Raw genomic sequence first — 12,359 nt, forward strand, 5'->3', positions numbered from 1 at the left:
ACACCTTAAATTACCAATAGATTATTTTTCGATCTGATTCTGCAATGTCATGATCCAATCCTTGAATGCTGTACCTAAGTCCTTATGCTTCATACCATATTCGACGAATGCCTGCATATAACCCAATTTATTACCACAATCATGACTGCGGCCTTGTAAGTGATAAGCTTCAACGGGTTCTTTTTCCATCAGCATAGCAATGGCATCTGTCAGCTGAATTTCATCTCCTGCACCAGGTGCAGTCTTCGCCAATAATGGCCAGATTTTTTCAGACAACACATAGCGACCAACGATGGAAAGATTCGATGGGGCTTCTTCCGGCTTGGGTTTTTCAACGACACGAACAATAGGTTTGCTGTCACCGGGTTGCAAATTTTCGCCAAGGCAATCAACAACGCCATAATTTGCGACGCTTTCCAAAGGAACGGGTTCGACCAAAATCTGGCTCGCTCCACTGCTATTAAAGCGTGACAACATTTCACTCAAATTATATTTCGACAGATCTGTACTGTATTCATCCAAAATGACATCTGGCAGAATGACAGCAAATGGTTCATCACCAATCAGGGGCTTAGCACATAACACCGCATGGCCCAATCCTTTTGCGATCCCCTGACGGGTTTGCATAATTGTCACATGATTTGGGCAAATCGACTGTACTTCATCTAGCAACTGACGCTTGACCCTTCTTTCAAGGATCGCTTCCAGCTCAAAACTGGTATCAAAATGGTTTTCTATAGAGTTTTTGGATGAATGCGTAACCAGAATAATTTCATTAATACCCGCCTTAATACATTCATTAACGACATACTGAATAAGTGGTTTATCAACCAGCGGGAGCATTTCTTTAGGAATGGCTTTAGTAGCCGGTAACATCCTTGTTCCCAAACCAGCAACAGGAATAACAGCTTTTTTTACCTTTTTGTTTATAACTGACATTACATTGTCTCCTACGGCTTTGTTGTCGCTGAAAAAACTCCTTTTGCAGCTTAAACAATAACACTAACTTTCTGAAAAAACGTATGTGTGAAGAAAATCGCCCGCGTAAAACAGACGTAAAAAATGATGCGCTCAAGTATACCAGCTAACTCAGCTAGATATACAGCACGCTGGCGTTTAATTACATTCCCATAATTCAATGTTTAATATCGCCTGAGAATGATGCATAAATGTTATAGGATCACTGATAAAATGGTGGAGAAAACATCAGTTTTATTTGATTTTTGTTATTCCATATGCGGCATTGCCAAAGAGAACTATGTTCACATACCTGATGTGAATGAATTATCTTCAACGTACCAAGAGGAATCCCGCTACCCAGCTGCTGTTGATGATTACCAGATTGAATACGCGCACTTAATCCTGCTGATGACATTAAGATGGTTTTATTATGCGTATTGTAATAGCCCAATAATAATGGAAGTGGTTCCGAAATCTCCGTATCATTTAATATCTGGTTCACCCAGTTCATGATCTCTTGCATATCTGGCAGACCACTTTTTTTATGAAACTTTCGTTTTTTCAATAAATTATTGAAAACCACTCTCAATAGCAGGGCAGATACAGCACCATTATCTTTCGAACGGCCAATATCCAGACAATAGAAAATCATTTCATTATCAGAAAGTGCTGTGATGTCAAAAACCAAACCCATTTTACCTACTGTATTTAATAAGCGGTAATTTACCCTACAGTTAGCAATAATTTGGGAGACAGGTGGCTGTAGTTGTTTTAATAAACACCAGACTGATTCCGTATTTTGTTTTAGTCTCGACAGTTCCTGAATCAGGCGGTTTTGCTCTATCGCATCAGACATAAATACCTTCGGATGTAAATAATCCAAAGCCATTTTCTTTACCTCATTGAGATTGGCTATCGGCTTTAACAGAATGTCTTTAGCTCCAAGGCGCAGCGCATCATCTATCTCCGTCATCTTATTTGTTGCTGAAACAATAATGATGGGAATAGTCAACCCCTTCATCGCCATATGGCCCATAAATTCAATGCCACCCATAATAGGCATGCTTAAATCGCAGAAAATGAGTTCAGGTTTTATCTCTCTATCAACCGTCTGTAATGCCATTTTTCCATTTGATGCACACATCGTTATCGCACCCAGAGAGTTTAGGTAATCTGTTAATAAGGAGCAAAAAACGGGTTCATCCTCTACAACTAATATCCTCTTACCCTGCAATACCTTTTCCACAACAGTAGCCCCTTACCAAGCATTGCGGCTATTACCCATATTCGGGTATCATCAGCCAATGATAGTCCAATAGGTCATTACTATTTGTACTCTTACATATCTTTGCAGTATCGGTCATATTAACAGCAACTACTTAAACAACCGGAGTTATTTTGACAAAAATATGCCCTTGTGGCAGCGACTCACTTTTCGTACATTGCTGCGGCCCCTATCTTGAAAATCACCACTCCGCTCCAGATGCCGAATCTTTGATGCGTTCCAGATATAGTGCTTATGCAACAAAAAATGCAGATTATCTCATCGCGACCTGGCACCCAGATTGTCAAGCTGAAAGCTGGCGTTCTGAAATAGAACAGAGTTTTGCGGATGTGCAGTGGCTAGGTCTAAATGTTATTGGGACAGATGAAGGGCAACATAATAACGAATCTTATGTCGAATTTTCAGCCTGCTTTATTGAGCAAGGAAAGCAAGATAGGCAACTGATTCATGAGCGCTCCCGTTTTTTGCGCATTGACCAGCATTGGTTTTATTTAGATGGCATACGTCCCCAAACAGGCCGTAATAGCCCTTGTCCATGTGGTTCAGGCAAAAAATACAAAAAGTGCTGTGGCTAGATCAATATCCAAATATCAAACACAACAACTCACACACAGTGAAGAACATTTAAGGATCATGTAATCTATGCAAAACGCAAACATACAAAAAAAAATCTTGCGTACAATATGTCCTGATGCCAAAGGATTAATCGCAAAGATCACGAACATTTGCTACAAGCATCAATTGAATATTGTTCAAAATAATGAATTTGTAGATCATCGTACTGGCCGTTTTTTTATGCGCACAGAGCTGGAAGGTATTTTCAATGATGAAACATTTCTAGCCGATCTGGATGATGCCTTGCCTGCGGGTTCAAACCGTGAATTAAATACAGCGGGTCGTCGCCGTATTGTTATCATGGTGACAAAAGAAGCTCATTGTATTGGTGACATCTTGGTGAAAAGCGCTTATGGTGGATTGGATGTCGAAATTGCTGCCGTTATTGGCAACCATACGATCCTGCAACATTTGGTTGAGCAATTTGATATTCCGTTCCACTACATTAGTCATGATGGTTTAACCCGAGAACAACATGACGAAGCATTGATGGCTCAAATCGATCAATATAAACCCGATTATGTTGTACTCGCTAAGTATATGCGTGTCTTGACGCCGGCATTTGTTCAGCATTATCCGAACCAAATCATCAACATTCATCATTCATTCTTGCCTGCTTTTATTGGTGCCCGCCCCTATCATCAGGCTTATGAGCGTGGCGTCAAAATAATAGGTGCGACTGCACATTATGTGAATGATAACTTGGATGAAGGCCCAATCATCACACAGGATGTGATAAATGTGGATCATACCTATACTGCCGAGGAGATGAAGCGCGCAGGATTGGATGTTGAAAAAAATGTCCTGAGTCAGGCATTGCACTGGGTCTTTTCTCAGCGGGTTTTTGTGTATGGTAATCGTACTGTCATTCTTTGATAAAAGATAAAGTATTTTTTGGCTGTCAGGCGCTAATTACTGTTGATGATCTGACCTGATGGAACGGGATTTGAGCATCAAGTTTAAAAAAACAGCATTTGATACTTTATTTTCAATTATCTACTTTACAGCGGCGGCTTATCTGATATTATGCCGTCCGCTGTCAACGATAGCATGCAATTTAAAAATTTGGTGGGGTTCCCGAGCGGCCAAAGGGAGCAGACTGTAAATCTGCCGTCACAGACTTCGAAGGTTCGAATCCTTCCCCCACCACCATCAAAGAAATATTCTTAATTTCAAACAAATCCAAAAGTCAATAAATTACCATCTTGAAAAAGACAAAAACCTTCGATGATCCGTAGGAAGGGGAAAGAAGTGACGAATTATCCTTCCCCCACACCATCAAATAGATGTTCTGTTACTTTCATCAACTGCCACAATCAACAGGTGTCCGCATGGGGAAAGAACAAGTAATTCGCTCAAAGAGCAGATGAATATTACAAAATTAGCGTGTTTGAATAAGCACCAAGAGCGGAGCTGGGGTATGGCATTTCGCTCCGCTTATGCAATCTGATTACTCCATATCGCTGACAGAGTCTATAAAGCGATTTAACACGCTTGAATGAGATTTTGATTTGTAGACATAACACTGATTAACTGCATCAGTTCGTGATATTGGAATGAAGCCTAAGCTTTCTCCCTCTTCCAATGCACCAGAGTGGGAATCTGTAATAAAGATATAATCTGTTGACTGAATAAAATTAAGACAGCACTCGATACTATCCATTTGCCGTATATTGACTTTCTCTCCATTTCTTATCATCTCTTCTTCTAAGTTCTTTATCAAATTACCTTTATAGAGTACTGGATCACATAACCATGTTCTCTTTTTCAGCAATTGAGTAAAGTCGCCATGAACCTCATCCAATAATTCTTTACGGCAGCAGATCCCTAAATTTGGACCTTCAATTTTTCGGACAAGGCTGAATCGATCACTAAGTACTTTTTCTGAACTTAAAATTATCGTATTGCCCTCATAATCAACTATTTCATCGATGTTATCATAACTGAAGCGTAATATATTAACCTGAGCATTATTTCTGTCTGCTGCTTTATAAAGCGAAATTAGATGCTTTTTCTTACCCCAATCATGGTATATATTTACAACATTACAAATACTCCCGCTGATGTGTTTCTTTGTAATTTCTTTCTCTTTCAAATAGAGTTCTTTTAGGTCATTATATAGCTCCACTCCGTCTTTGGTCAGAATCATCCCAAACTTCTCCCTTTTAAATAAGCGCTTTCCTAACGTCGCTTCGAAGTCTTTAATTGATTTAGCGACTGGGGGAGTCGTACGGTTCATCACTCTTGCCGCTTTGCTTAAAGAACCCATTTCCACCACCGCCATGAATGCTTCTAATTTACGAGAAAAAAACATAATTCACCGTTCCTATGTAACTTGTGGCTAAAATAATTTCCTTGAAATGGCCTTCTCATCAGGTAACCGCTAAATCAAACTTGATATTATGAAGGTATAATTTTGTACAATAAAAACAAATGTTTTTCAAATGGCATTTATATAAAAATACCAGTCCCTGATGCAATAATGCGGTTTAGATGAACTATATTATTCATCTATATCATGATGAATATTCCACCGTGATTGTAAGCCATTAATAAATATAAGCATGACCTACACGTTTAATTTTCTATCAGAGATTGATTAACTCTTCTACTTTTTCATTAATTATTTTTTGTAATGCGTGACACAAAATAAATTTCGAAAATAAAAATCCTTGCAAAAATTATAATATCAAATGTTGAATATAACTCATTATAACTAACAGACCGTTATTTATCCATTAATTTACCATTTATTAATTCTGTGGTTTTCATTATTTAAAAACGATTACTCACTCAAAATTTCAGGTAATGAGAGTATTATATTCAGTATAGTATGACATATAGGAGTAAAATAGCGAGATATCTAAGTAATCAGCTAAAAATTATTATTTAATAAATAGTTACATTCTTATTTATATCTGTTAACATTGAAAAACAGCTTATTCTAAAGGTGATTATAACGATATGAAATTTGTCTCATTCAATATTAATGGCCTGCGGGCGCGTCCTCACCAACTTGCTGCCATCGTTGAACAGCACCAACCAGATGTTATCGGATTGCAGGAAACAAAAGTTCATGATGAAATGTTTCCTTTAGAAGAAGTTAGCAAGCTTGGTTACCATATCTTCTATCACGGCCAGAAATCCCACTACGGTGTTGCCCTGCTCACCCGTCAGCAACCCGTTGCTGTTCGTAAAGGCTTTCCTACTGATGATGGTGAAGCACAGCGGCGCATCATCATGGCTGATATCGAAACGCCGCAAGGATTATTGACCGTAATCAACGGTTACTTTCCTCAAGGCGAAAGCCGTGAACATACGGTTAAATTTCCAGCAAAAGAGAAGTTTTATCAGGATCTGAATCGCTATCTGGAAAAAAACCAATCTCCAGATTCACATATTCTCATTATGGGTGATATGAATATCAGCCCAACTGATCTCGATATTGGGATCGGAGAAAATAATCAGAAACGCTGGTTAAAAACGGGGAAGTGTTCTTTTTTACCGGAAGAAAGAGAATGGATGGGCCGTCTTAAAGACTGGGGCTTAATCGATACATTCCGGGCACAGCATCCAGAAGCCAGCGACCAATTCTCTTGGTTTGACTATCGCTCAAAGGGGTTTGATGATAATCGAGGGCTGCGCATTGATTTGCTGCTTGCCAGCCGCCCATTGGCAGAACGGTGCCTCTCTTCTGGCATAGATTACGCTATCCGCAGCATGGAAAAACCATCTGACCATGCACCGGTCTGGGCAGAGTTTGAAATATAATTTTCAAACATGAAACACAGCACCTTCAATGACGGTGCTGTGTTATCATTTCAGTTACTCTTATTCCGTTTTATTCGCTTTTTCTTTGCCCTTTTTTACCTGTTTTGTTTTCCCTTTTTTGCCTTTCATAGGAACAAGAGGCAAGTCCCTAAAAGCTTTCAAGTTTCGATACTGCTTCGCCTGCCAAATTAACTGCTGTAACGTTTCCTGAAGGGGCAGCATAAAATCCTGATAACGAAACTGTTTTTCACTGATTTGCGTTAATCTGGATTCCCAATGTGCAGTCATATCCGGTAATACAGCCATATCCGGCAATACATGAATAAGTGCTCGTCCAGCAGGCGTAGCATGAATATTACGCCCTTTTTTGTACAAGAATTCTCGCTTGAACAGCAGTTCAATAATACCGGCCCTTGTTGCCTCTGTACCTAATCCATCCGTCGCACGTAGCACCTTCTTCAGTGATTTATCCTGTACAAATCGTGCAATACCTGTCATAGCGGATAGTAAAGTCGCATCGCTAAAAGGGCGCGGCGGTTGAGTCTGCCTTTCCACCACTTCCCCTTTTTCACACAAAAGCTCATCCCCCTTGGCAACAACAGGCAATGGAGTGCCTTCATTCTCCTCATCCCGCTCCTTGTTGCCAAGAAGAGTTCTCCAACCTGCTTCGGCCAGAAAACGCGCTTTAGCAATGAATTTGCCACCCGCAATATCAAGTTCAATCGTGCATTTACGGAATACCGCATCTGGTAAAAACTGCATCAGATACTGTCTGGCAATCAAACCATAAATTTGCCTTTCATTCTCTGTCAAATTGACTTGGCTGCTTCGAGCAGTAGGAACAATCGCGTGGTGCGCATCAACTTTCTTATCATCCCAGCAACGGTTCTTCTTATCACTCTCCAGTGCATCCTGCGGAAGTAAATCAGAAGAATGAATCGAAATGGCATTCAAGACAGCATGACGCCCGACGAAATGCTCTTCAGGCAAATAACGGCAATCAGAACGCGGATAAGTGATCAGTTTATGGGTTTCATAGAGTCGCTGACAGATATCCAGTACATTCTGAGCACTTAAACCAAAACGCTTGGCCGCTTCAATCTGCAAGGAAGAAAGAGAAAATGGCAACGGTGCCGTTTCTGATTCCCGCTTATCCTGATAGGCAGTAACATAAGCAGGCTGTCCCGTAATACGAGCCACTACATGCTCTGCCAATGGCTGATGTATGAGCCGCCCTTCTTCATCTTGAAAATCAACGCAGGACTCACTAGGCTGCCATAAGGCCGTAAATCGTTCCTCGTTTGGTGTAACAATATGCGCCTTAACTTCAAAGAAATCTTTCGGCACAAAGTGCTCTATTTCTTCGTCACGACGAACAACCAACCCCAAAACCGGTGTCTGGACACGTCCGACAGATAACACCCCCTGATAGCCAGCATTCTGTCCCAATAATGTATAAGCACGGGTCATGTTAATGCCATAGAGCCAGTCGGCTCTGGCTCTGGCGAGTGCAGAAACACACAGGGGGATGAATTCCCGATTACTCCTCAGACGTTCAATCGCCTTGATTACCGCTTGGGGGTTCAGGTCATTAATCAGACAGCGCTGGACGTTCTGTTTTTTATCATCCCTAAGGCTCAGGAAATCCAGCACTTCGTCCACCAGTAATTGCCCTTCGCGATCAGGATCACCTGCGTGGATAACTTCGTCCGCTTTTTCCAGAAGAGATTTAATCGTGTTGAGCTGTTTAGCCACGGCAGCCCGTGGCTTCAACTGCCATTTTTCAGGAATGATCGGTAAATCAGACAAGACCCAACGCGCATAACGGCTATCGTAGGTATCTGGCTCGGCCTGCTCCAATAGATGGCCTACGCACCAAGTCACAAATTGGTTGTTACCGCATTCAATAAACCCATCCCCCCGACGATGGGGTTTAGGCAAAACATCTGCAATAGCTCGCGCGAGGCTAGGTTTTTCTGCAATAAAAAGACGCATGGAATTTATTCAATAACTTCAATCAATGCCCTGTCTGAGCGTGGTTCAGTCAGTTCACCAATGGCAATCAAATCAATGTTGTGGCTTCGTGCAATGGCCTTCGCCTCTTCCACGGCATCTGGCAGTACTGCCAGCAATAAACCACCCGAAGTTTGTGGATCACACAAGAGATGGCGCTGACGTGCTGTCAGTTCCCCAATCAAGTGTCCATAACTGTCAAAGTTGCGCCCTGTTCCTCCGGGCACGCAGCCTTTTTCAATATAGTCATCAACATCTGGCAATCTTGGGACTTGTGAAAAGTTGACCGTTGCCTGAACGCCGGAACCTTTACAGATTTCCCCCAGATGCCCGAGTAAGCCAAAACCCGTGACATCCGTCATTGCTGTAACGCCATCAATACCAGCGAAATCTGCACCTGCCTTATTTAGCTGGCACATCGTTTCTTTCGCAATACCTTGGTGCCCAGGTTGAAGGAGTCCTTTCTTCTCAGCAGTAGTCAATACCCCAATACCTAAAGGTTTAGTCAGGAACAAAATGCTTCCCGCTTTTGCCTGACTATTGCGTTTCACACGATCGATATTAATGATACCCGTCACGGCCAAGCCAAAAATAGGTTCAGGTGCATCAATCGAGTGCCCACCAGCAAGAGAAATGCCAGCTTCTTTACATACGGCCCGGCCTCCTTCAATAACTTTTTGCGCGATTTCTGGAGATAATTTAGCAATTGGCCAGCCCAAAATCGCAATCGCCATGATTGGCTTTCCCCCCATCGCATAGATATCACTGATGGCATTAGTGGCCGCAATGCGGCCAAAATCAAATGGATCATCGACAATCGGCATGAAGAAATCCGTAGTACTGATAATGCCAATACCATTGCCGATATCGTATACGGCAGCATCATCACGGGTTTCGTTTCCAACCAGTAGATTTGGGTCGAAAAATTTTGCCTGCTCACTGTGCAGAATAGTTTCCAACACTTTGGGTGAAATTTTACAGCCACATCCAGCACCATGGCTATACTGAGTCAGACGGATTTCAGTTGACATAGCTGACTCCACTTAGAAGTAACTAACAAAATTTGTTAAATCTGGTAGTGCTACTTTTGCCGGTGCTTTGAGTTCCGGTGTTCCCAAGTAAAGGAACCCGACGATTTTATCATTCTCTCCACATCCCAGACCTGCTTTGACAACTGGATCTTCTGTCCATGATCCTGAACGCCATATTCCACCAAACCCTTGAGCCACAGCCGCCATTTGCATGGCATGAACCGCACAGCCAGCCGCTACGACTTGTTCCCATGCAGGTATTTTCGTATTCTCAACAACTTTGGCAATAACAGTGATAATCATAGGTGCACGATAAGGTGCATTTCTCGCTTTTTCCTCAACTTCTTGGCCTAAAGCATTCTCAATCGCCGATTTTTCCAACAATTTACTGAATTTATCAATACCCTCGCCCTGCATGACGACAAAATGCCAAGGACGCAATGCCCCATGATCTGGCGCTCTCATCCCTGCTGCCAGAATATACTCCAGCTCATTTCCTTCGGGGGCGGGCGTGGTTAAACGTGAAGCTGAACGACGATTCAACAAAAGTTCCAAAGCATTCATAATTTTCTCCTGTATAAGATAATCTGTCACGGCTCAACATTCTCTGTTTATTCGTTACTAAATGAAAGTACAGAAACTATTTTTTCAGTCATTCCTGTGATTTCCGGCTGACATTTACGGACTAGCTGATTAGGATAACCCTATTTGCTCTTATAACTGGAGACGACATGCGTACTTTATGGAAGTTTATAGCAGTATTATTTAAATGGAGTTGGAAACTGCTAAATTTCGCTCGCCAACTTATTTCAAATCTGATTTTTATCCTATTAGTTATTGTAGTGGCTACTGGCGTTCTGGTTTATCAGCAACAATCCAAATCTGGCGATGATTATCGTGGAGCCTTATATGTCGATCTGTCTGGCATTGTTGTTGACCAAGTCTCCGCCCGTAGTCCATTAGATCAACTTGGCCGGGATCTTATCGGTGCATCCAGTAGCAGCTCGCAGGAAACGTCTCTGTTCGACATTGTTGACAGTATTCGACGGGCAAAACATGATGCTAAAATTACTGGTATGGTATTAAAACTGGATAATTTTCTCGGTGCCGATCAACCTTCCATGCAATATATTGGCAAGGCCATCAACGAGTTTAAGGCCGCAGGTAAAACTGTTATCGCCATCAGTGATAGCTATAGCCAACCCCAATATTATTTAGCCAGCTATGCCAATAAAGTGTATCTTTCTCCACAGGGAGCCGTGTCCCTCCATGGTTTCTCAACCAATCATCTGTATTACAAGTCATTATTGGACAGTCTGAAAGTTTCCACCCATATTTTCCGTGTCGGCACGTATAAATCAGCGGTAGAACCAATGACACGGGACAATATGTCCGAAGAAGCACGTCAAGCAGATAGCCTTTGGCTGAATGAACTTTGGAACAATTACCGCAATACGATTGCAGTTAACAGAAAAATCCCTGTCGATAAAGTGCTGCCGGAACCAACCCAGTTTATTGAAGAATTCCGTCAAGCGGGTGGAGATAGTGCACTGTATGCTGCAAAAAATAAGTTAGTTGACGAAATTAAACCTCGAAATGTCATTGAAACAGAACTAAGCAACAAATTTGGTTGGGATGAAAAAAACAAACACTTCAATTACATCAGCCTCTATGATTATATCGCACAGCAGCCAATCAAAAATTCTGATCAAAGCAATAGCAACATTGCCGTAATTATTGCTGAAGGTGCAATCATGGATGGCAGACAATCCGAGGGCATAGCAGGCGGTGACACCATAGCGGAACAACTTCGTGAAGCACGGCTGAATCCAAATATAAAAGCCATTGTATTACGCGTGAACAGCCCCGGTGGCAGTATCAGTGCATCTGAACTTATCCGCAGTGAACTTGCTGCTATCCGTGAAGGTACAGCGGTAAAAAATAAAGAAGGTAATATTGTTAAAGAAAATCAAAAACCGATTGTTGTGTCCATGGGAGGACTTGCTGCCTCAGGGGGCTATTGGATTTCAACCCCAGCTAACTACATCATCGCTGACAAAAATACGCTAACAGGCTCTATCGGTGTTTTTGGTGTTCTCAATACTTATGAAAAAGGCTTAAATTATCTTGGTGTAAATACCGACGGTATTTCAACGCATCCACTGGCAGACATTTCAGCAACCAAAGGAATAAACCCTATGTTTTCTGATGTCATGCAACTGTCTATTGAAAGTGGCTATCATAAATTTATCGAACTGGTCGCACAATCTCGCCAAAAGACACAGAACGAAATTAAAGAAATCGCTCAGGGTCGAGTCTGGAGTGGCAGTGATGCCAAGAAGAAGGGTCTGGTCGATCAATTAGGTGACTTTGATGACGCAGTCAATAAAGCTGCTGAATTGGCTGGTATCAAAACAGTATCATTGAATTGGATGCAACCAGAACTCTCATTCTCTGAAAAACTCATGCTGGAGTTTTCCTCATCAGCACAAGCACTGCTGCCAAATGCCCTACAATCAATGCTGCCAGCTCCAATTGCCCAAGTTGCGCAAGATATGAAACAGCAAGCTGTATTTTATAACCGCATGAATGATCCTCAAAATATCTATACGTTCTGCCTGAACTGTGCAGATATCCGCTAGAAATAGCGTCAGACAATATCATCAAATTTAAAGCCTGATCCT

General features: G+C 41.8%; 10 protein-coding genes and 1 tRNA gene. 5 read left to right on the forward strand and 6 right to left on the reverse strand.

Annotated elements, in window-relative coordinates:
• Positions 1-21: 21 nt before the first annotated feature.
• Positions 22-939 (reverse strand): UTP--glucose-1-phosphate uridylyltransferase GalU, encoded by a 918-nt coding sequence (gene galU / locus PSI22_RS01120; RefSeq protein WP_273577926.1) that lies wholly within the window; start codon positions 937-939, stop codon positions 22-24.
• A gap of 241 nt (positions 940-1,180) precedes the next feature.
• Positions 1,181-2,206 carry a two-component system response regulator RssB gene (rssB, locus tag PSI22_RS01125; protein WP_273577928.1) on the reverse strand — a complete coding sequence of 342 codons (1,026 nt, stop codon included), beginning with the start codon at positions 2,204-2,206 and terminating at the stop codon, positions 1,181-1,183.
• A gap of 152 nt (positions 2,207-2,358) precedes the next feature.
• Between rssB and PSI22_RS01130 the strand changes: the two genes are divergently transcribed.
• From PSI22_RS01130 to PSI22_RS01140, 3 genes are all read left to right on the forward strand, one after another.
• Entirely contained in the window at positions 2,359-2,820 is a 462-nt protein-coding gene (locus PSI22_RS01130; RefSeq protein ID WP_273577930.1) for a YchJ family protein, read from the forward strand.
• A 67-nt stretch (positions 2,821-2,887) separates the two neighbouring features.
• Complete coding sequence (gene purU, locus PSI22_RS01135; RefSeq protein ID WP_273577932.1) at positions 2,888-3,736, forward strand: formyltetrahydrofolate deformylase; 849 nt, start codon at positions 2,888-2,890, stop codon at positions 3,734-3,736.
• Between the two features lie 191 nt (positions 3,737-3,927).
• A tRNA-Tyr gene (locus PSI22_RS01140) sits at positions 3,928-4,012 on the forward strand.
• A 298-nt stretch (positions 4,013-4,310) separates the two neighbouring features.
• Here PSI22_RS01140 and PSI22_RS01145 read toward each other — a convergent pair.
• Entirely contained in the window at positions 4,311-5,174 is an 864-nt protein-coding gene (locus PSI22_RS01145; protein WP_038188925.1) for a helix-turn-helix domain-containing protein, read from the reverse strand.
• A 650-nt stretch (positions 5,175-5,824) separates the two neighbouring features.
• Between PSI22_RS01145 and xthA the strand changes: the two genes are divergently transcribed.
• The gene (xthA, locus tag PSI22_RS01150; RefSeq protein WP_273577936.1) at positions 5,825-6,631 is read left to right on the forward strand and encodes an exodeoxyribonuclease III; all 807 of its coding nucleotides are present in this window, start codon (positions 5,825-5,827) and stop codon (positions 6,629-6,631) included.
• Positions 6,632-6,691: 60 nt separating this feature from the next.
• Here the strand turns inward: xthA and PSI22_RS01155 are convergent, their stop codons facing one another.
• The 3 genes from PSI22_RS01155 to PSI22_RS01165 are packed head-to-tail and all read right to left on the reverse strand — an operon-like array spanning position 6,692 to position 10,239.
• Entirely contained in the window at positions 6,692-8,626 is a 1,935-nt protein-coding gene (locus PSI22_RS01155; protein ID WP_273577938.1) for a DNA topoisomerase III, read from the reverse strand.
• Positions 8,627-8,631: 5 nt separating this feature from the next.
• Positions 8,632-9,675, reverse strand: a complete 1,044-nt coding sequence (selD, locus tag PSI22_RS01160; protein ID WP_273577939.1) for a selenide, water dikinase SelD — start codon at positions 9,673-9,675, stop codon at positions 8,632-8,634.
• 12 nt (positions 9,676-9,687) lie between these two features.
• On the reverse strand, positions 9,688-10,239 hold the full coding sequence (locus PSI22_RS01165) for an NAD(P)H nitroreductase (RefSeq protein ID WP_273577941.1): 552 nt from the start codon (positions 10,237-10,239) through the stop codon (positions 9,688-9,690).
• A 167-nt stretch (positions 10,240-10,406) separates the two neighbouring features.
• Between PSI22_RS01165 and sppA the strand changes: the two genes are divergently transcribed.
• Positions 10,407-12,317 (forward strand): signal peptide peptidase SppA, encoded by a 1,911-nt coding sequence (gene sppA / locus PSI22_RS01170; RefSeq protein WP_273577943.1) that lies wholly within the window; start codon positions 10,407-10,409, stop codon positions 12,315-12,317.
• Positions 12,318-12,359 lie beyond the last annotated feature (42 nt).

This window comes from Xenorhabdus aichiensis (assembly GCF_028598775.1).
GTDB classification, from domain to species: Bacteria; Pseudomonadota; Gammaproteobacteria; order Enterobacterales; family Enterobacteriaceae; genus Xenorhabdus; species Xenorhabdus bovienii.